This is a genomic window from Nonomuraea sp. NPDC049784 (assembly GCF_040659615.1).
Taxonomy (GTDB): domain Bacteria; phylum Actinomycetota; class Actinomycetes; order Streptosporangiales; family Streptosporangiaceae; genus Nonomuraea.
Genome location: NZ_JBFAMX010000151.1, coordinates 1 through 20376, shown reverse-complemented (window position 1 = coordinate 20376; position 20376 = coordinate 1). Strand labels below are relative to the sequence as shown.

Here is a 20376-nt window from a genome sequence, read left to right as displayed (position 1 = left end):
CTGGCCGTGTCGGCGTCGGTGCTGCTCAGCGTGCTGGACCGGGCGCTCATGGACACGGTGGACGAGTCCACCAGGCAGCAGGCTCAGTCCGTGCGCGTGGCGGCCGACGCGGGCACGCTGACCAGCCCGATCACCACACACGACGGCACGATCGTGCAGGTCATCGACGCCCAGGGGCGGATCACGCACGTCACGTACGGCACCGACCGGCTGGTCCCGCTGCTGGATGCGGCGAGCAGGGCCAGGGTGCTGAAGCACGGGCAGGCCACGCTCCTCGACGGGCGGCCGTACGCGATCTCCGGGTTCCTGCGGGTGATCGTGCTGCGCGCGGACCGCGGGCAGACCGTGATCGCGGCCAGGCCCATCAGCGAGATCCAGACCAGCCTGGCCACGGCCGGCAGGGTGCTGCTGGTGGGCACGCCCGCGCTGATCGTGCTGCTCGCGGTGGCGAGCTGGCTCATGATCGGCCGTACGCTGCGCCCGATCGCGGCGCTGCGAAGGGGCGCGGCCGACATCACGCACACGGCGAGATCGCGGCGGCTGCCGGTGCCGCAGTCGCGTGACGAGGTGCACTCGCTGGCCACCACGCTGAACGACATGCTGGCCCGGCTGGAGGAGGCCGAGCAGCGCCAGCGGGCGCTGGTCTCCGACGCCGCGCACGAGCTGCGCAGCCCCCTCGCCAGCATCAGGCTGCAGCTGGAGGTCGCGCTCGGGCATCCCGAGGGTCAGGACTGGCAGGAGACCGCCGAGGGCGTCCTGGAGGACACGATGCGGCTGTCCAGGCTGGCCGAGGACCTGCTGGCGCTGGCCAGGCTGGACGAGCGCGGCGGCGTGCCCGCCAGGCGGGAACCCGTCGAGCTGGACGAGGTGGTACGGCAGACCGTCGACAGGTACGCCGAGGCGCGCCTGACGGTGTGCGACCCGGTCGTGGTGCGGGGCGACGCCCTCGACCTGAGCCGGGTGCTGACGAACCTGATGGACAACGCGGTACGTCATACGTCGTCGAAGGTCGAGGTGGCGCTGACCGCGGACGGCGTGCTGACGGTGACCGACGACGGGCCCGGCATTCCTGAGCAGGATCGCGAGCGCGTCTTCAACCGTTTCACGAGGCTGGATTCCGGTCGCAGCCGTGACGAGGGCGGCGCCGGACTTGGGCTGGCCATCGTACGCGAGACCGTGCGGGCTCACGGCGGCACGGTCGTCCTCGAGGACGCCGCGCCTGGGCTGCGGGCTGTGGTGCGGCTGCCCGTCTCCCCCTGACGGGCCTGCGGCTCCCCCAGCACTGAGGCTGGGGGCCTGGAGCGTTCCTAATCAGGTCAGGCGGCTGTCCCCTTTTCTGCGGTGGCCAGGAAGTCCTGGGCGATCAGTGGGAGGCGGCGCCGGGCGTGCACGACGGCGATGACGCGCCGCACGGCGGGTTCGAGCGAGCGCACGATCAAGCCCGCGCGGGCGGCCTGTTCGGCCATGCCGCGGTACCAGAGCAACGACGCCTGGCCGGCGCGTACCGCGTTGAGCCAGCCGTTGCGCTCGTCGGTTTCGAGCACGACGACGGGGCTCACCGCGTACTTGCCGAACATCGCGTCCAGCTCCCTGCGCCGCACGCTGCCGCGGGCAGGGAGTGCCAGGCGCATGCCGTGCAGCTTGCCCATCGGCACCGGATTGGGCAGTTCGAGCCCGGGCGGGGAGATCAGCACGATCTCCTGGCGTTCGAGCGGGTGGGTGATGAGATCAGTGGGGACGGGCAGATCGGTCAGCCCGAGGTCGGCCCGCTGGTCCCTGATGGCGCTGACGACGGCGTCTCTGCCGTCGCAGCGGACGATGTGCACGCGTACTCCCGGGTGCTCGGCCGCGTAAGCCGGGAGCAGCCGTCCGGCGAGGCCGGGTTCGAGGCTGGGCGTGGAGGCTATGCGGAGCTCCGCTTCCGTGGCTCCGCTGTGGTTGGCCAGGCCCTCGATCTCGTGAACCGCGTCGAGTGCCTCCCTCGCCAGCTTGACCACCCGGCGGCCCTGCGCGGTGACGACCACGCCGCGGCCTGAACGAGCGAAGAGCGTCATGCCGAGCTCTCGCTCCAGATCGCGGATCGCGCGTGACAGCGCAGGCTGCGCGATGTAAAGCGATCTTGCCGCGTCAGTCATGGTGCGGTGCTCCGCAGTCGCGACCACATAGCGGAGCTGCTGGAGATTCATGCCAAAGAAGCTAGGGCAACGCCCGCCGCGCGGACCGGGAGATAACCGAGATCACCTCGAATGATTTCGGACCGTAACCGAGCACTGCTACATCCGTGACGGGTGATAAATCAGTATGCTTTTGCCCCAAATTTGGCAAGGGTCCGACTAGCCGCGGCGCAAAGCCATCCATTCCAGACAACCGGGTGAACGGGGAGACACGGTGACAGGGAACGGGCAATATCCACCCCCGCCACAGGGGCCAGGGCAGCCACACAGGCCGCCCTCGTTGCCATGGCCGCCGCCGAACTACCGCCAGCCGCAACAGCAGGGCGGCGGGCAAGCGTACCCGCCACCCCCTCCGCCGCCGGGTGCTCCCCCGCAGGGGCCGCCGCATCCCCAGTGGCCGGCATATCCGCAGGGGCAGCCGTACCCGCCGCAGGGCGGCCCGCAGTACCCGCCGCCACCGTACGGGCAGCAGTACCGGCAGCCGCCGCCACCCCCTCCCCCGCCGCCGCCCTTGCCGCCGGCGCAGTGGGGGCCGCCTCAGCGCAAGAAGTCGGGGATGGGCGTCGTCGGGGTGCTCGGCGCCGTTCTCGGGTCGATGGCGGCGCTGTTCGTGCTGCTCGTCATCGGGGCGGCGTTACTGAAGGGCTCATCCAGGCCGGAGACGACGACGCCGGTCGCGATCCCGACGTACGAGCCGTCGGAGAGCACCACCGACGAGCCCTCCCCCACCTGGACGCCGACACGGTCGCACTCGCAGTCCGAGGAGCCCACCCAGCAGGAGACGACCCCCACCCAGCAGCAGCCCAAGGTCACCCTCAACACGAGCCTGAAGAACAACACCGTGTACCGGGCCGGCGCCCTGCCCAGGCTGAGCTGCCCCGCCGGCAACGCGAACATCTTCAACCACAGCCAGCTCAAGGCGCTGATCCTGAAGACCGGCAAGTGCATGGACCAGGCATGGGGGCCGATCCTGAAGAAGCAGGGCATCAACTTCAGCCCGCCCAGCTACGCCATCGCGGCCAAGCGGGGCAGAGGCGCGTGCGGCGACTACCCGTCCGCGGGCAGCATGGTGCCGTACTACTGCCCGCGCAACAACACGATCTACGCCTCCACCTCGGCCATGGCCAGGGGCAACGGCAACGCCCGCGGGTACGGCCAGATCATCTCCTGGCACGGCGGCATCATCAGCATGCTGGCCCACGAGTACGGGCACCACGTCCAGAACATCACGGGCATGATGGACTCCTGGTGGCGCGCCAGCCTCGACTCCTCCAGCCAGAGCGGCAAGCTGGCGCTCAGCAGGAAGCTGGAGTTGCAGGCCACCTGTTTCGGCGGCATGTGGATGCGGTCCGTGGCGTCGTCGTACCCGGTGAACACGTCCATGCGCGCCCGCCTGTTCTGGTTCTACGGCCAGGTGGGCGACTACCCGGGCTGGCCACGCGACCACGGCAAGCCCGTCAACAACAACCTGTGGTTCAGGCAGGGCTGGGAGAAAAGCAAAACTTTTCAGTGCAACACATGGCTGGCACCCTCTTCGACGACCTCCTGACATAGCGCGCGAAGCCCCGCTGCGGCGGGGTTGGCGCCGGGCAATGGGCCGCTAAAACGTGGCCCATCATGCACGGGGTGTTCATCTCAGGTTGGGCACATGTCTCTGATGTCCAGATATGGGGACTAGAATCCTGGCAATCTTGTGCCCAAAGGGGAGCAAACGTCAGTTTTGCCTGGTAGGCGTGTGAGGAGCCGGGTGTGAGCAATCGCGAAGGGTCAGAAACCGTGCCTGGAGGCAGGAAACGGCGGCCCATCCGTCGTCCGCGTCCTGGCCCCTCGACCCCTCGCTTCGCCAAGCCCCTGACGCCCGCCTCCGTACTCGGGTGGACCGCACTGTCCGCCATCGCGCCCGGCGCCGCTCACCTGCGCGCCGGGCGTCGCCGTACCGGGCTGGCGTTTCTCAGCGTGTACGTGCTGCTGCTGCTGGCGGCGCTGGCCTTCGGGCTGACCCGGAACTTGCAGGACGTCGCCGCGCTCGCCGGCGACGGGGCGATGGTCAGCGTGGTCGTCGTGGCCTGCGTCTTCGCGCTGGTGTGGTTCGCGGTGCTGGTGACCTCGTACGTCGCACTCAGCCCCAACCGGCTGAACCAGCAGGGCCAGGTGGTGACCGGCATCGTGGTCGGGGTGCTGTGCGTGGCGGTGATGTCGCCGTTCGCCCTGACCGCCAACTACGTGATGACTCTCCGGGGCACGATCCACGAGATCTTCCCCTCGGTGCCCGACCCCGACGTCCCCAGCCCGGTCAAGGAGGGCGAGGACCCGTGGGGCGGCAGGGACCGCGTGAACTTCCTGCTGATCGGCGGTGACGCGGCGGGCGACCGCACCGGCGTGCGCACCGACAGCATGAACGTGGCCAGCGTGGACCTCAAGACGGGCAACACCGTACTGTTCAGCCTGCCACGCAACCTGCAGCACGTGCGCTTCCCGCCGACCTCGCCGCTGCGCAAGCAGTTCCCGAACGGCTACATGGCCGAGCTGCCCAACGGCGGGCTGCTCAACGAGGTCTGGCAGTACGCCAACGACAACCCGCAGCTCATGGGCGGCAAGAACAAGGGCCCCCGGGCGCTGATGGACGCCATCGGCTACACGCTGAACCTCAAGATCGACTACTACATGCTGATGAACATGTACGGCTTCGCGGACCTCGTCGACGCCATCGGCGGCCTCAAGATCCGGGTCGAGCAGGACGTCAAGTGGGGCGGCCACTACGGCACGGCGGGCACCATCAAGGCCGGCTATCGGAGGCTGTCCGGCGAGGAGGCCCTCTGGTACGGCCGCTCGCGGGTCAACAGCGACGACTTCTCCCGCATGGCCCGCCAGCGCTGCGTCATCGGCGCCTTCGCCCAGCAGGCCACTCCCACCAAGATCCTCACCAACTTCACCAAGATCGCCGGAGCCGCCAAGCGGCTGGCCCAGACCAACATCCCGCAGCACCTGGTGCAGCCGCTGGTGGAACTGGCCGTCAAGGTCAAGGACGCCCGGATCACCAGCCTGCAGTTCGTCCCGCCGGACTTCTACTCGGGCCGGCCGGACTGGGTGAAGATCCGCCAGGCGGCGAAGAAGGCGCTGACCGACTCGACGAGGCCCGCCGGCCAGGCGCAGACCGCCAATGTGAGCGCGTCCCCGAGCGTCACCTCCTCGGCCTCGCCGACCCGCACGCACGCCGCGACGCCCACGCAGACGCCGACCAGGAACACCCAGAAGAGCGGCGCCAAGTCCCTCAGCGAGCTCTGCGGCCTGTCGTAGACGGTGTGCGTGGCGGCCGTCGTGTCGAACTCCGGCGGCCGCCACCTCCGTCACACTGCCGCCGACTTCCTCGGCAGCAGCGCCATGGCGCCGAGGTAGAGCAGCGCGGCCACGATCAGCAGGCCCTTGTAGCCGATCACCAGCGCCGCGTACTCGAGGCACCCGCCCACCATGGCCCCCAGCAGGTTGGCCCCGAAGGACGTGGTGGCGTCCGCCGTGTCCGCGAAGCGCTTGGCGAAGACGACGTTCGCGGCGAAGATCGGCAGGAACGCCACCGTCACGGCCGCCACCGCGCGCAGCGGCAGCGGGAGCGACAGGAGCCACGCGTTCGGCACCAGCCAGGCCAGCAGCAGGCCGGCGAGCAGCACGCCGTACATGACCGGCAGGGGCGGGGTGCGGAAGCGGCGGGTGACCTCGACGGCGGCGAGGACCGCGACCAGGACGCCGGCGAAGACGATCGCGTTCACGACCCACGTGGTGCCGAACAGCAGCGCGAACCCGGTCACGCTCTTGGTCTCCAGCAGCATGAACCCCACGCCCAGCAGGAACAGGTCCGCGTACGGGCGCATCCGGTCAAAGGGCCCCGCGACGACGCGGACAGCGAAGAGGCTGACGATGAGGATCAGGCCGAGCGTGATGATGTAGATCGGCGGGATCGTGGCGTCCTTGAGGTAGAGGAACGGCCGGTCGTCGTTGGCGGGCTGCGGGGTGCCGGCGGCGGCGCCGGGCCACTCGGCCGCGCAGCGCTGGTCGGAGGCGGTCAGGCCGGCCGTGATCACGGCCTGCTGGCCCGCCGTGCTGACGACGTCCACGCACGGCTTGTGGCCGAAGGCGCTCTGCATCGTGGAGGCGAGGCGGTCGACGAGCCAGCTCTCGCGGTAGTAGTTGTACATCGAGAACGTGCCGCCCGGCTTGAGGTGGGCGCGGGCGGCCCGCATGGCCTCCTCGGTGAACAGGTAGCTCTCCAGGCGCAGCGAGGAGGCCCCTGAGACGAGGGTGAGCGAGTCGGGCAGGGCGAAGAGGATCAGGTCGTACTTGTCGCTCGTGCGCTCCAGGAAGGCGCGCCCGTCGGTGATGTGGGTGGTGACGCGCGGGTCGTCGTACGGCCGGTCGGGGTGGACCGAGCCGCCGAGCTCGCGCAGCTTGGGGTCGATCTCCACGGCGTCCACCCGGTTCGCGCCCTTGGTCAGCGCGATGGCCACGTCGGTGCCGCTGCCCGCGCCGACGATGAGCACGTCCTTGGGCGGTTTCGTGGTCCGCTCGTACGGCAGCCCGTACTGGGCCTCCCACTGCAGGCGGGCGGCGGCGGGCACGGCCTGCTGGTGCGGGATGCCGTTGACCGCGATGTCGGTGACGAGCACGCCGAGCTGCGTGAGCTGCCGGGTCGTGACCTTGTAGTAAGGCGACCAGATCGCCCCGGCGGTCAGCGTCTCGGCCAGCAGCAGCCCCACCACGGCCACCGAGGGCACGGTCACCAGCCCGATGTAGAGCGAGCGCGGCCGGGGCACGAGCAGCAGGCCGTAGCAGATGGCCACGATCAGCCCCCAGAACACCGGCGGCGCGCTCAGGAACGACAGCGCCGTGAACGCCGCGATCCCGCTGAGACTGCCGATCAGGTCGTACCGGTACGCCTCCAGGCGCGGCAGCTCGGGAAAGCAGCGTCCGACGAGCTCGGCGGGCCCCATGAGCACCAGCGCGGCGGCGCCGAAGATCACCGGCAGGATCAGCCAGGCGGGCGGACCGGTGGTGGACAGGCTCGTCCAGTACAGGACGCCCTCGGTGTTCCTGTCGACCGTCACGGGGAACGTCAGGACGACGGCGACCAGGACGGCGAGCACGACGGGCGAGTAGTACGGCTGCCGCCGCGACCGCCCCACGCGCAGGAAGCCCAGCCCGATGCCCAGAAATGAGCCGAGCAGCACGAAATTCGTGAAATAGCTGAGGTGGACGATGTTAGACCCGGTCCACCGGATCAGTGCCAGCTCGAGAAAGAGCATGAAGGCGCTGGCGAGGATGAGCCTCGGCCGCACCGCCAGCCAATGAGCTCTTTCCCCGTCCCCGACCGGCTGCTGCGCCTGGAGCGTCATGCTGCATCACCGTAGTGAAGAGAGCGAAAACAAGGAAGTCCGGCACCCCGGAAGAAATGTCGTCCGCTTCGCACGAATTAAGGCATTTACGCAGGTCAAAACCCCTGGGAGTGGCTGGACGTCAAACCATTGGATGGATGAAAGTTGGGGAGTTCGTTTCCCTCCACATCCTTCGGTGGTGTCACATGCGGGTTCTGATTCAGCTCCGCCCCTCCCCTGATCTGGTCGCGGCCGTCGCCGACCCCGGCCAGATCGCCACCACGGCCGACGTCGCCGACGGCCTGCCCGGGGTTGAGCTCGACTCCGCCTTCGTACCCGTGGCCGTCGCGCGGCCCGTCCCCGCGGCGGGCGGCGATCCGCTCTCACTCAACCAGCCGCTCGGGTTCTCGTTGGCCGCCGAGGACGCCTCGGTGCTGGTACGCGGCACGATCTCGGACGACGAGCTGGCCTCCAGGATCACGATGCTGCCCGCCCTGAGGCCAGACGTGGTCGGGATCTTCGCCGACCCGGTCATCGAGTCCACGCAGACGTGCGGGGGCGATCCGCCGGTCGGCGACTGGCACGACGTGGAGCGGCTGCTGAACGTGCCGGCCCTGCACGCGGAAGGGCTCGACGGCACCGGGGTGGCGCTGGCCGTGCTCGACACCGGGATCAACGCGGCCCACACGGCCAGGCAGCTCGGCAGGGGCGTCACGCTGGACGCCGCGCGGTCCTGGAACCCGCAGGGCGTGTCGGGCACGCCCGGCGAGTTCGAGGTCGATCACGGGACGATGTGCGCGTTCGACACGCTCATCGCCGCCCCGCAGGCGTCACTGATCGACATCCCCGTGCTGCTGTCCACCCGGCCGGGCGGCACGGCGATGGACGGGCTGCTGTCGGACGCGGTGTCGGCGTTCGCGCACCTGCGTGACGTGCTCGCCGCCCAGCCCGCCGGCACCAGGGCGCTGGTCGTGAGCAACTCGTGGGGGTCGTTCTCCCCCGAGTGGGACTTCCCCGTCGGGCATCCCGGCAACTACTCCGACAACGCCGCCCACCCGTTCAACCTGATGGTGGCCGAGCTGGACGCGGCGGGGACGGACGTGCTGTTCGCGGCGGGCAACTGCGGAGTGCAGTGCCCCGACGGCCGGTGCGCCTTCCCCAACCGGCCCATCGCGGGCGCGAACTCTCACCCGAAGGTCCTGGCGATCGGCGGTGTCGACGTGAACGGCGAGCGGGTGGGCTACTCCTCGCAGGGGCCCGGCCGGCTGACCGCCCGCAAGCCCGACCTCTGCGCCTACACGCACTTCTCCGGGTCCAAGGCGTTCGGCGACGGCACGCCCGACTCGGGCACCTCCGCGGCCACGCCGGTGGCCGCCGGGCTCGTCGCCGCCATACGCACCCGGTGGCCGGCCGCCACTCTGTCGCCCGCCCAGCTGCGGGCGCTGCTGCGGCGCACCGCCGAGGACCGCAGCGAGGTGGGCTTCGACTACGACTACGGCTACGGGAACGTGGACCCGGCCGGGATCATCGCCGCGCTCCAGCGGCGGGTCAAGAGCGCGGCCTGACGCCCCTCAGGCGTTCGCCCGGTTGAACACCCGGGTCCCGACCGTGAGGCTGACCACGGCGAACACCACGGTCACCGCCACGCCCAGGCCCACGGTGCCCGTCAGGTAGCGCCCGTTGAACAGGTCGCGCAGCGCCTCCAGCACGTACCTGAACGGGCTGATGTGCGAGATGGCGTCGAGCCAGCCCGGCGCCATCGACATCGGCAGGAACGACCCTGACAGCAGGACCAGCGGGATCACCGCGGTGGACATCACGGGCGCGAACAGCTGCTCGTTGATCGTCAGCGCGACGGCGTACGACAGGGCGGCCAGGCTCACCCCCAGCACGACCACCAGCACGATCCCGGCGGCCAGTCCCGGCGCGGGGGCGCGCAGGCCGAAGGCGAAGGCGACAACCAGGAGCAGCACCAACTGGATCATCAGCGTGAGCGTGTTGTTGAGCACGCGCCCCAGCAGCAGCGCCAGCCGGCTGGCGGGGGTGACCCGCATGCGCTCCAGCACGCCGGAGCGCTTCTCGAACACCACCCCGAATCCCGCCAGGCCCATGCTCATCAGCCCCAGCTGGATGATCAGGCCGGGAACGAGCGTCTCCCACGTGCCGAACGTGGTGAAAATGGGCCCGAACAGCACCAGGAAGAGCAGCGGCTGGATCGCGCCGAAGACGATGCCGACCTTCTGCCGCAGCGTGACGCGCGCGCCGTGGCGGAACAGCACCCAGGTGTCGCGCAGCATCAGGCTCCCTTTCCGAAAAGCGCGGTCTCCTCGCGCAGCGACCTACCGGTGATGTCGAGGAACACGTCGTCGAGCGTGCGCCCGCCGGTCTTGAGCTCGGCCGGGGCGCCCTCGGCCACGATCCCGCCGTGGTCGATGATCAGTATCCGGTCGCAGAGCGCGTCCGCCTCGTCCAGGTAGTGGGTGGTGAGGAAGACCGTCATGCCCTTCTCCTCCCGCAGCGAGCGGATGTGCTCCCAGAGGTTGGCCCGGCTCTGCGGGTCGAGCCCGGTCGTTGGCTCGTCGAGGAAGAGCAGGACCGGGTCGTGCAGCAGGGCGAACGCGATGTCGAAGCGGCGGCGCTGACCGCCCGAGAGCGCCGCGCCCGGCTTCGTCTCCAGCCCCGCGAGCCCGAGCCGCTCCAGCGCCTCCCGCGTCCTGGCCTCCGCCTCCCGCCGGCTCAGCCCGTACAGCATGCCCTGGAGCTCGAGCTCGCCCTGCAGCGGCGTCGCGGGCGAGATCCCGCCGCCCTGGGAGACGTACCCGATGCGCCTGCGCACCTCCTTCGCGTCGCCGAGCAGGTCGTGGCCGGCCACCGTGGCGGTGCCCGAGGTGGGGCGCAGCAGCGTGGTCAGCATGCGCATGGTCGTGGTCTTGCCGGCGCCGTTAGGGCCGAGGAAGCCGACGATCTCGCCGGGCTCGACCGAGATGTCGACGCCTTTGACGGCTTCCACGCCGCCGTCGAAGGTCTTGCTCAGACCTGAAGTCTTGATCATTTCATCGCCTCCAAAGTTAGAGTAGACATAATTTTAGAGTCACTGCAACATCGATATGATGGGGGCATGGAAGAGGGGCTGCGGGAGCGGAAGAAGCGCGAGACCAGGCAGCGCATCGCGGACATCGCGATGGGGCTGTTCATGGCGAAGGGGTTCGACAACGTGACCGTGGCCGAGATCGCGCGGACCGCCGACGTGTCGGTCAACACGGTGTTCAACTACTTCAGCACCAAGGAGGACCTCTTCGCCGACCGGCTGGACTTGGCGATCGACCTGGCGCCGCGGGTGGTGCGCGAGCGCGAGCCCGGGGAGAGCGTGGTGCGGGCGTTCCGCCGCGACTTCCTCGACGCCATCGACACGCGTGGCTGGCGTTACGGGCTCAACCTGGGCACCGACGTGTTCGCCAGGATCGTCGGCGAAGCCCCCTCGCTTGTGGCCAAGCTACGCGAGCTCCACGAGCAGCGGGAGAACGCGCTGGCGCGGGAGCTGGTCGACGAGCTGGAGTCCGACGCGGACGACATCACGCCGCGGCTGGCCGCCACCCACATCCTCAACACGACGCGGATCCTCACGCACTATGCGGTACGCAGGCTGCTGGCGGGAGAGGACTGGGAGAGCATCGAGCCCGACCTCAGGGCTCAGGCGGAGAAGGCGTTCGACCTGCTGGAGTCGGGCATCGGCTGCCTGCTAGCTGGACAGGGCACCGCTCAGCAGCGCGATCCCGAAGCCGAAGATCAGGAAGCCGAAGGTGAGGATTAGCATGACCGAGCTGACGATCCCGCAGATGCGCCCCGCCTGGACCATGCCGCGGTTTTCGTAGTAGTAGCCGCTCGCGTCGATCTCGCGCAGCACCCTGGTGCCCATCGACCAGGCGAAGGGGCCGATGAACGTGCAGACCACCAGGCTCAGGATGCCCAGCACGAGAATGGTGGTGCCCTGCGGATGGCTCTGCGGCGGTGGCCCGTAGTAGGAGGGGCCGTAGTCCGGATAGGACATGCTCGCTCCGCCCCCTCTCCGTCGTCGTCCAGGTGCGTTTTATACCACAGTCTCCCGCTTGATCATGTTGCGCCATCATGGTGGAGCACATGATCGAACCCCTATAGGAGCCTGCCCCCGTGCGTGAACGCACCGCCGCCTTACTCGCCCACCCGGCCTTCCAGCGGTTCATCGTCGGCGTCATCCTGCTCAACGCGGCCACGCTCGGCCTGGAGACCTTCCCGGCCGTCGTGGCCGGCTACGGCCACCTGCTCACCGCGGTCGACCACGTCGCGCTGTACATCTTCGCCGCCGAACTGCTGGCCAAGGTCTATGTCGAGCGCTCGCGCTTCGTGCGCGACCCGTGGAACATCTTCGACACGTTGATCGTCGTCACCGCCTTCATCCCCCACTCGGGCGGCCTGTCGGTGCTGCGCTCGCTGCGCATCCTGCGTGCCCTGCGGCTGCTGTCGGTCGTGCCGAGCCTGCGCCGCGTGGTGTCGGCGCTGCTGCGTGCGATGCCGGGCATGAGCTCGATCGTGGTGCTGCTCGGCCTGGTGCTCTACGTCGCCGCCGTCATGGCCACCAAGCTCTACGGGGACACCGCGCCGCAGCGCTTCGGCAGCCTGCCGACGTCGCTGTTCACTCTCTACCAGACGATGACCGGCGACGACTGGGGCAACATCGCCAGGGAGGTGATGAGCGTGCACCCGTCGGCGTGGATCTTCTTCACCATCTTCATCCTGGTGTGCACGTTCGTGATCCTGAACCTCTTCATGGCCGTCGTGGTCAGCGCCATGGACGAGGAGAGCGCCGAGGAGCGCGCCGTCCTGGAGGACACCACCACCGCGAACACCCAGCGGATCCTGGAAGAGCTGGCCGAGCTCCGCAAGGAGGTCGCCCAGCTACGCCGGCAGGACGTCATGGACTGAGCCCGCGCCAGAGCTACGCCGGCTGGACCGAGGCGACGCGCGGCCGGTAGGCGACCCGCCACAGGGTGACGAGCAGCAGCAGCGCGACCACGGCCCAGCCCGCGACCAGACCGGACACCGCGGCCACCGCCAGCGGCGCGACGACCGAGGGCAGCGCCCATCCCCAGATCCACCGCCCCTCGGCGCCCGCGGCCACGCCGAGCACGGTGGAGGCGGCGAAGTAGACGGCCAGGCCAGCGCCCAGCACCCAGCCGACGCCGCCGTGCGGGTGGGCGTCCGGGTGCGCGGCGACCGCGCCGAGCCCGGCCGCTGTCGCGGTGATGCCCACGGTCATCACGAAGTGCGCGGGCAGCGCCACATACGCCCGCAGCCCCCGCTCGGCCGCGCCCGGCACCGCGCTCACGCCGTACTGCAGGGTCAGCCACCACAGCGAGACGACCAGCCCGAATCCCGCGGCCGCCGCCAGGCCGAGCTCCGGACCCCAGGATTGCCCGGAGGCGGCCATCACGACCTGCATGACCGCCTCGCCGAGCACGATGATGACGAACAGGCCGAGCCGCTCTCCCAGGTGCGCGGGGTCGAGCACGGCGGCCTTGATCGCCTCAATCGGGCGCGGCGCCCGTCCGCTCAACTGCGCCCGGCGCAGCTCACGCTCCTTCATCCGCTGGCCCTGCCGCCGCATCTCGCTGACCAGACGCTCCGGCCTGCGGCTCTGCAGCACGGAGAAGATCATGTCGAGGACGACGCCGACGCCCCACAGCCAATACCGCGCCGGCCCCTGGACTCCGATGGAGGCGAACCACGGGATGAGGCCCGCGCCGAGCTGGGCCGCGGGCCAGGCCGTCATGATCATGCCGGAGCGCTGCAGGGTCTGCGAGGCGCCGACCCTGCAGGTGATGTACGCGGCGATGAACCAGCCGTCGTGCGTGTCGCCCGTCGTGACCAGCTTGTGGGCGACGTCGGGCGCGGCGGCGGCCATCACCGCGATACCGAACATGCCGATCAGCATGCCGCGCGTGCGGGTGCGCTCGGCCTCCGCGTTCGAGTAGAGCGTCAGCGTCGTCCACACGCTCCACACGGCGTAGTAGAGCACCACGAACAGCCCGACGTCCGCCCACGTGGGGTGCGCCAGCCGGTGGGCGAGTTGCGCCACCGCCACGACGACGACCAGGTCGAAGAACAGCTCTAACCAGCTTGCATGACGCTCTACCGCTCCACTCACGGCTAACGAGAATAGAACTCCACGACGAGTTGCTCGTCCACAGGGATCACGATCTGCTCGCGTTCGGGCCGGTGCGTCAGCGTGAAGCGCAGATCAGCATGGTCCACGGAGAGGTAGGGCGCGATGCGCTCGTCGGCGTGCACGCCTTCCGCGGCCGCCACGAACGGCTGCATCTTGCGGGACCGCTCCCGGACCGTGATCACCTGTCCGGGCTTGACCAGGTAACTGGGGATGTCCACCTTGCGGCCGTCCACGGCGATGTGCCCGTGGCTGATGTACTGCCTGGCCGCGTAGATCGACGGCGCGAACCCGGCGCGCAGCAAGAGCGAGGCCAGCCGGCTCTCCAGCAGCGTGACCAGCTCGGCGCCCGACGCGCCCGGCTTGCGCACGGCGAGGTCCCAGTAGCGGCGCAGCTGCCGCTCCGACACGTCGTAGTACCAGCGCAGCTTCTGCTTCTCCATCAGCCGCAGCCCGTAGTCGCCGGTGTTGCGGCGGTTGGTCTTGCGGCCGTGCTCGCCCGGCGGGTAGGGGCGCTGCTCGAAGTAGCGGACGGCTTTCCTGGTCAGCGGGACGCCCGCGCGACGCGACAGTCGCACCTTGGGGCCGGTGTAGCGCACATTCACCTCGATGTGATTAGGTAATCCTTACTTAGGTAAGCCTAACCTACCATCGGAATGGAGGGCCCATGCTGACGATCCCCGAGCGTGTCCGCACCCTCGCCGCGAGCGCGAGCGTCGCCAAGTTGTCCGTCGACGGCGGCCCCTCGCCCGCCCGCGGAGGCGTGGACGAGCGCGGCCGGCCCGTGCTGCTGGTGCTGCCCGGGGAGCCGCTGCACGGCCTGCGTGAGGACGCCGTCGTGGCGGTGAACTTGACCGCGATGCGCCAGCTGGGCACGGTCACGCATCCGCGCGGGCTGATCGAGGTGCAGGGGTGGGCGGAGGCCGTACCGGCGAGCGAGGCGCGCGCGGCGGCGGTCACGGTGGCCGCCCACAGTGCTGACGAGAGCCTGTTCGACGCGCTCGAGCGGTTCGGCGAGCGCGGCGCGCCGCGGCTGCTCCGGCTGGACGTGGGGCAGGTCGTCTACCTGACGGGGCAGGAGTCGGGGCTGCTGGACGCCGACGACTACCTGGGCGCGGCGCCCGACCCGCTGACCGAGACGGCCGAGCAGGTGCTCGCGCACGTCAACTCCTCGCACCGGGCACAGCTGACCGCCGGCGTGTCCAGGCAACTCGGGGAGCAGGCCGGCGAGGTGTGGCTGTGGGAGCTGGACCGATACGGGGCGACCGTGCGGGTGGACGAATCGCTGGTGCGCTTCCCGTGGCCCACTCCCGCGCACTCCGGCCTGTGCTTGGAGACGGCGATGCGAGGGCTCCTCTGCACCTGTTGATGATCACAATTTTCTGTGATTTGTCCGGATCCCCCCTGACGTCCTCGCGGCCTCTCTAGCATTTGAGGGGTGAGCGAACCCGAGCGATCATCAGATTCCGCTGAACTCGCCGATTTCGCCAACGAGGGCGGGCGACGGGAGCGGGCCCTGATGGTCGCGGGCGTCCTGCTCGGCACGATCATGCTCGCCACAGCGGGGATCCTGGTGGGCGGGAACGTCAGCACCAAGCAACCGAACGCGGTCGACTGGCCCGGTGCCCCCACCGGCTCCATCCCGGTCGCCGTCGAGTCCTACCCGGGCACACTGCGCCGATCTTCCTCGCTTCCTTCCTCGGCCCATCCGTCCTCTGCACTTGCGCCCTCTGCCGCGATCCCATTTGCTTCACGGCCCAGCCGGTCGCCCCGGCGCACCACACCTCCGGCCACCACGCCCTCCGCGCGCCCTCGGGCCTCCACGCGGCCCAGCCTTGTCAGGCCCGGGGAGCCCGCCACTTCCCGCGCGCCCGCGCCCATCGGGCCCTCCACGCCGGCGCAGACACAGACGCTCCTGTCCGTCCTGCCACCCCCCACTGACGCCACCGCGCCTGAGCACACGCCTACCGGCAGGACGCACAAGCCCAAGAAACCCAGAAAGCCCTAAACGCGTCGAACCGGCTCAGGGCCGCCACGGAATCGGCCAAGGATGCGCGTCGTCACGGCGAGCGACCCGTGAGCCTTCACGACCGGCCATGACAGAGGGTCACTGACGTCGGTGCGTGCGGCCCACCGTGCGAAGCCGTAACGGATGAAGATTGGGAACGGTCAGAGCGACGGAACGCGGCGGAGGACCGAGAGCGTCATGGTCTCGTCCACGGCCTCCGGTGAGAGCACGTGGTCGAGCACCATCACCGCGCACCCGCTGATGCCCGCCCCGGCGCCCAGCCGGCTCGGCTCGATGCGCAGCCGCCGGGTGGCCAGGGCCGTGGAGCGGCGGTAGACGACCTCGCGGATGCTCGACACCAGCGGGCCGAACGCCTCGGCCACGTCGCCGCCCAGCACCACCACCGACGGGTTGAGGATGTTCACGGCGCCGGCGAGCACCTCGCCGATCCTGCGACCGGCCTCGCGCACCGTGGCCATGGTCTCGGCGTCGCCCGCCCGCACCAGCGCGGTCACGTCCGCGATGGTCTTGACCTCCTTGCCGCGTGCCCGCAGGTCGCGTAGCAGTGCGGTGCCACTGGCCACGGAGTCGACGCAGCCCGTGTTGCCGCAGCGGCACAGCACGTCGCCACCGTCCAGCACCGGGATGTGCCCGATCTCGCCCGCCGCCCCGAGCGCGCCGCGCAGGATGCCGCCCCCGGCGATCACGCCCGCGCCGATCCGCGTCGAGATCTTCACGAACATCAGGTCACCCAGCTCGGGGTAGACGCCGCGGTGCTCGCCGATGGCCAGCACGTTCACGTCGTTGTCCACGAGCACGGGGACGGGGAAGCGGTCGCGGATGATCGGCGGGATCACCACGCCGGTCCAGGACGCCATCACCCGGGCGCTCTCCGTGCGGCCATGCGCGAACTCGACGGTGGCCGGCACGCCCATCCCGACACCTCTGATCATCGAGCGCGGCCGGTCGCCGAGCAGCTCGTCCCAGGTGTCCATGAGCAGCGGCAGCACGATGTCGGGACCTTCCTCCACGTCCATCGCGAACTCGCGCCCGTCCAGCTCCTGCCCGGCCAGGTCGCAGACCGCCACCCTGGTACGGCTGGCGCCGAGCGCCGCCACCAGCACCACACCGCCCGCGGCGTTGAACTCCAGCCGGACCGGCGGCCGCCCGCCTGTGGAGGGGGCGTCGTCGCGCTCCACGACCAGGCCGCGTTCCAGCAGCTCACCGACGCGCAGTTGCACCGCGGGACGCGACAGGCCGGTCACCCGGCCGATGTCGGCCCGCGTCACGGCCTCACCGGTGCGGATGAGGCGGAGCACCTCACCACTGGTGGCGAGGGTCGCGGCGGTACGTCGAGGCATCGGCTAAGTGAACCACACGGGGTTAGGTCATGAAAACTCCAGACTTTTTTATCTCAAATGTCAAAACTCCGCTTGTGTGCGACCCAAACTCTCGTTAGTGTCCGTTCTGTCCCTGCTTGGTAGATCATCAGGAGCCCTGACCGTGTCCCCCCTGTCGACAACCAGCCCCGCCCACACCGCCGACCTCGTCGTCTTCGGCGGGACCGGCGACCTGTCCATGCGCAAGCTGATCCCGGCGCTCTATCACACCGACCGGGACGGGCGGCTCTCCCCGGAGACCCGTGTCATCGCCATGTCCAGGGGCGGCCTGACCGACGCCGACTTCCGCGGCAAGGTGGACGCCGAGGTACGCGACCAGGTCCCGGTGGACGACCCCGCCATGTGGCAGCGCTTCCTCGACCGCCTGCACCACGTGTCGGTGGACGTCGGCGGTGCGGACAAGTCCGGGTGGAGCGCGCTGACCAAGCTGCTGGCCGGGCACGAGCAGCGCGACCGGATCTTCTACCTGGCCAGCCCGCCCAGGACGTTCGGCCCCTTCTGCCGCGAGCTGGACGAGGCCGGGCTGGTGACGCCGCGCTCGCGCGTGGTACTGGAGAAGCCGCTGGGCCAGGACCTGGCGAGCGCCCAGCGGATCAACGACGAGGTCGGCGCGATCTTCGACGAGCGCCAGATCTTCCGCATCGACCACTACCTGGGCAAAGAGACCGTGCAGAACCTGCTGGTCCTGCGCTTCGCCAACGCCTTCCTCGAGCCGATCTGGAACTCCCTGTGGATCGACCACGTCCAGATCACCGCCGCCGAGACCGTCGGCACGCCGGGCAGGCGCGGCTACTACGACCACGCGGGCGCGCTGCGCGACATGGTGCAGAACCACCTGCTCCAGCTCCTCACGCTGACCGCGATGGAGCCGCCGGCCCGCAACGACCGCGAGGCCATCCGCGACGAGAAGGTCAAGGTGCTGCAGGCGCTGCGGCCGATCACGGGCACGGAGGCCGAGCGGTTCACCGTGCGCGGCCAGTACACCGAGTCGGACGGGATGCCGGGCTACCTGGACGAGCCCGCCTCCACGCCGCCGACGGACGCCTCGCGGCGGGTGGAGACGTTCACCGCGATCCGGGCCGAGGTCAAGAACTGGCGGTGGGCCGGCGTGCCGTTCTACCTGCGGACCGGGAAGCGCATGCCGTACCGGAGGTCGGAGATCGTGGTGCAGTTCAAGGACGTGCCGCACTCCATCTTCCCCGGCGGCAGCCCGAACCGCCTGGTGCTGCGGCTGCAGCCGGAAGAGGGCATCGAGCTGCACATCATGGCCAAGGAGCCGGGCGCGGGCGAGGTGACGCTGAAGCCGGTGCCGCTGTCGCTGAGCTTCGGCAAGACGTTCACGGCACGGGTGCCCGAGGCGTATGAGCGGCTGCTGACGGACGTGCTGGCCGGGAACCCGACGCTGTTCATGCGGCGTGACGAGGTGGAGGCGGCCTGGCGCTGGATCGACCCGATCCTGTCGGCCTGGGAGGCGTCCGATGACCTGCCGGAGCCGTACCCCGCCGGAACCACCGGCCCCACCGGAGCCCACGAACTGCTCGGCCGCAGCGGTCGCGCCTGGCACGAGGAGGAAATGTGAATCCGCTTATTCAGGACGTCACCGACCGGATCGCCGAGCGGAGCGCCGCCAGCCGGGCCTCCTACCTGGAGCGCATCCGCCGCGACGGCGAGGCCGCCAAGGCCAAGGGTCCGGCCCGCGCCCATCTCGGGTGCGCGAACCTGGCACACGGCTTCGCGAGCGCGCCCGCCGAGGACAAGCCCGTTCTGATGGGCGCGGCCAAGCCGGGCGTGGCGATCGTGACGAGCTACAACGACATGCTGTCGGCGCACCAGCCGTATGAGACGTACCCGCCGGAGCTGAAGGCGGCGGTGCGCAAGGCGGGCGGCGTGGCGCAGGTGGCGGGCGGCGTGCCCGCGATGTGCGACGGCATCACCCAGGGGCGGGCCGGCATGGAGCTGTCCCTCTACAGCCGCGACGTGATCGCCATGGCGACCGCGATCGCGCTGTCGCACGACATGTTCGACGCGACGCTGCTGCTGGGCGTGTGCGACAAGATCGTGCCCGGGCTGTTCATCGGGGCGCTGCACTTCGGGCACCTGCCCGCGATCTTCGTGCCTGCCGGGCCGATGACCTCCGGGCTGCCGAACAAGGTGAAGGCGCGCACCCGCCAGCTCTTCGCCGAGGGCAAGGTGGGGCGCGAGGAGCTGCTCGACGCCGAGGCGAAGTCGTACCACTCCCCCGGCACCTGCACCTTCTACGGCACCGCCAACTCCAACCAGGCGCTGATGGAGGTCATGGGCCTGCACCTGCCGGGCTCGACGTTCGTCAATCCGCACACCGAGCTGCGCCACGCGCTCACCCAGGCGGCCGGGCGCCGCGCGGTGGAGATCACCGCGCACGGCTCGGAGTACTCGCCGATCGGCGAGCTGGTCGACGAGAAGGCCATCGTGAACGCCTGCGTCGCCCTGCTGGCCACCGGCGGGTCCACGAACCACACGATCCACCTGGTGGCCATGGCCGCCGCCGCGGGGATCGTACTGACCTGGGATGACTTCGCCCGCCTGTCGCGGGTCGTGCCGTCGCTCACCAAGATCTACCCGAACGGCCAGGCGGACGTGAACCACTTCCGCGACGCCGGCGGCATGCAGGTGCTCATCGGCGACCTCCTCGACGAGGGCCTGCTGCACGCCGACGTCATGACCGTGGCCGGGCGCGGGCTCGACCGCTACCGCGAGGCTCCCGAGCTGGTGGACGGCGAGCCGGTGTGGTCGCCGGTCACCGGCGGAAGTTCGGACCTGGACGTGCTGCGCCCCGTCGCGGCGCCGTTCTCGCCGGACGGCGGCATCCACATGCTCTCCGGCAACCTGGGCCGGGCCGTCTCCAAGGTGTCCGCGGTCAAGCAGGAGCACCTGGTGATCGAGGCGCCGGCCAAGGTGTTCGACGACCAGCTGGACCTGCTGAAGGCGTTCGAGGCGGGCGAACTGGACGGGCAGGACTTCGTGGCGGTCATCCGCTACCAGGGGCCGAGCGCGAACGGCATGCCCGAGCTGCACAAGCTCACGCCGCCGCTGGCCGTGCTGCTGGACAGGGGCCAGCGGGTGGCCATCGTCACGGACGGGCGGATGTCCGGCGCGTCCAGGAGCACCTCCACGGGGCCGTTCCAGGGCCTCATCGAGTCGGCCCGCGACGCCGCGCAGGAGGAGGTCCGCCCGGGCGACGAGGACCGGGTCT

General features: G+C 70.0%; 18 protein-coding genes. 10 read left to right on the top strand and 8 right to left on the bottom strand.

Features of this window, described 5'->3' with window-relative positions:
* A partial coding sequence (locus AB0J09_RS27855; protein ID WP_360697156.1) for an ATP-binding protein occupies positions 1-1260 on the top strand: 1260 nt, incomplete at its 5' end.
* A gap of 56 nt (positions 1261-1316) precedes the next feature.
* On the opposite strand, the gene AB0J09_RS27850 is transcribed toward AB0J09_RS27855, so the two are convergent.
* Positions 1317-2186: a LysR family transcriptional regulator gene (locus AB0J09_RS27850; RefSeq protein WP_360697154.1), complete on the bottom strand. Its 870-nt coding sequence runs from the start codon at positions 2184-2186 to the stop codon at positions 1317-1319.
* A 544-nt stretch (positions 2187-2730) separates the two neighbouring features.
* Here AB0J09_RS27850 and AB0J09_RS27845 point away from each other — a divergent pair.
* The gene (locus AB0J09_RS27845; RefSeq protein WP_360697152.1) at positions 2731-3723 is read left to right on the top strand and encodes a neutral zinc metallopeptidase; all 993 of its coding nucleotides are present in this window, start codon (positions 2731-2733) and stop codon (positions 3721-3723) included.
* A gap of 200 nt (positions 3724-3923) precedes the next feature.
* Positions 3924-5471, top strand: a complete 1548-nt coding sequence (locus AB0J09_RS27840; RefSeq protein WP_360697150.1) for an LCP family protein — start codon at positions 3924-3926, stop codon at positions 5469-5471.
* A gap of 50 nt (positions 5472-5521) precedes the next feature.
* Here AB0J09_RS27840 and AB0J09_RS27835 read toward each other — a convergent pair whose 3' ends face one another.
* Entirely contained in the window at positions 5522-7558 is a 2037-nt protein-coding gene (locus AB0J09_RS27835) for a spermidine synthase (protein ID WP_360697147.1), read from the bottom strand.
* Positions 7559-7743: 185 nt separating this feature from the next.
* Between AB0J09_RS27835 and AB0J09_RS27830 the strand changes: the two genes are divergently transcribed.
* A complete protein-coding gene (locus AB0J09_RS27830; RefSeq protein WP_360697144.1) occupies positions 7744-9102 on the top strand; it encodes a S8 family serine peptidase in 1359 nt (452 codons plus the stop codon).
* A 6-nt stretch (positions 9103-9108) separates the two neighbouring features.
* Here AB0J09_RS27830 and AB0J09_RS27825 read toward each other — a convergent pair whose 3' ends face one another.
* Together AB0J09_RS27825 and AB0J09_RS27820 are read right to left on the bottom strand one after the other, a co-directional pair.
* Positions 9109-9834, bottom strand: a complete 726-nt coding sequence (locus AB0J09_RS27825) for an ABC transporter permease (RefSeq protein ID WP_360697141.1) — start codon at positions 9832-9834, stop codon at positions 9109-9111.
* Complete coding sequence (locus AB0J09_RS27820; protein WP_360697137.1) at positions 9834-10589, bottom strand: ATP-binding cassette domain-containing protein; 756 nt, start codon at positions 10587-10589, stop codon at positions 9834-9836. Before AB0J09_RS27820 ends, AB0J09_RS27825 begins: the two co-directional genes overlap by 1 nt.
* A 66-nt stretch (positions 10590-10655) precedes the next feature.
* Here AB0J09_RS27820 and AB0J09_RS27815 point away from each other — a divergent pair, with 66 nt between their 5' ends.
* Complete coding sequence (locus AB0J09_RS27815; protein WP_360697134.1) at positions 10656-11348, top strand: TetR/AcrR family transcriptional regulator; 693 nt, start codon at positions 10656-10658, stop codon at positions 11346-11348.
* Here AB0J09_RS27815 and AB0J09_RS27810 read toward each other — a convergent pair.
* Complete coding sequence (locus AB0J09_RS27810; protein WP_360697131.1) at positions 11277-11585, bottom strand: DUF4190 domain-containing protein; 309 nt, start codon at positions 11583-11585, stop codon at positions 11277-11279. The genes AB0J09_RS27815 and AB0J09_RS27810 overlap by 72 nt on opposite strands.
* A 119-nt stretch (positions 11586-11704) precedes the next feature.
* Between AB0J09_RS27810 and AB0J09_RS27805 the strand changes: the two genes are divergently transcribed.
* Positions 11705-12496, top strand: coding sequence for an ion transporter (locus AB0J09_RS27805; protein WP_360697128.1), 792 nt, complete (start codon positions 11705-11707; stop codon positions 12494-12496).
* Between the two features lie 13 nt (positions 12497-12509).
* Here the strand turns inward: AB0J09_RS27805 and AB0J09_RS27800 are convergent, their stop codons facing one another.
* The gene (locus tag AB0J09_RS27800) at positions 12510-13718 is read right to left on the bottom strand and encodes a low temperature requirement protein A (RefSeq protein ID WP_360697125.1); all 1209 of its coding nucleotides are present in this window, start codon (positions 13716-13718) and stop codon (positions 12510-12512) included.
* 2 nt (positions 13719-13720) lie between these two features.
* A complete protein-coding gene (rpsD, locus tag AB0J09_RS27795) occupies positions 13721-14335 on the bottom strand; it encodes a 30S ribosomal protein S4 (RefSeq protein ID WP_360697162.1) in 615 nt (204 codons plus the stop codon).
* Positions 14336-14403: 68 nt separating this feature from the next.
* Between rpsD and AB0J09_RS27790 the strand changes: the two genes are divergently transcribed.
* Both AB0J09_RS27790 and AB0J09_RS27785 read left to right on the top strand, forming a co-directional pair.
* The gene (locus AB0J09_RS27790; RefSeq protein ID WP_360697122.1) at positions 14404-15105 is read left to right on the top strand and encodes a DUF2470 domain-containing protein; all 702 of its coding nucleotides are present in this window, start codon (positions 14404-14406) and stop codon (positions 15103-15105) included.
* Between the two features lie 69 nt (positions 15106-15174).
* Positions 15175-15744, top strand: coding sequence for a hypothetical protein (locus AB0J09_RS27785; RefSeq protein WP_360697120.1), 570 nt, complete (start codon positions 15175-15177; stop codon positions 15742-15744).
* Positions 15745-15905: 161 nt separating this feature from the next.
* Here the strand turns inward: AB0J09_RS27785 and AB0J09_RS27780 are convergent, their stop codons facing one another.
* Positions 15906-17105 carry an ROK family transcriptional regulator gene (locus tag AB0J09_RS27780; protein WP_360697117.1) on the bottom strand — a complete coding sequence of 400 codons (1200 nt, stop codon included), beginning with the start codon at positions 17103-17105 and terminating at the stop codon, positions 15906-15908.
* A 217-nt stretch (positions 17106-17322) separates the two neighbouring features.
* On the opposite strand from AB0J09_RS27780, the gene zwf reads away from it, so the two are divergent.
* Together zwf and edd are read left to right on the top strand one after the other, a co-directional pair.
* The gene (gene zwf, locus AB0J09_RS27775) at positions 17323-18723 is read left to right on the top strand and encodes a glucose-6-phosphate dehydrogenase (protein ID WP_360697159.1); all 1401 of its coding nucleotides are present in this window, start codon (positions 17323-17325) and stop codon (positions 18721-18723) included.
* Positions 18720-20376, top strand: a 1657-nt coding sequence (gene edd, locus AB0J09_RS27770) for a phosphogluconate dehydratase (protein WP_360697114.1), incomplete at its 3' end; no start/stop codon positions are given. The genes zwf and edd, both read left to right, overlap by 4 nt.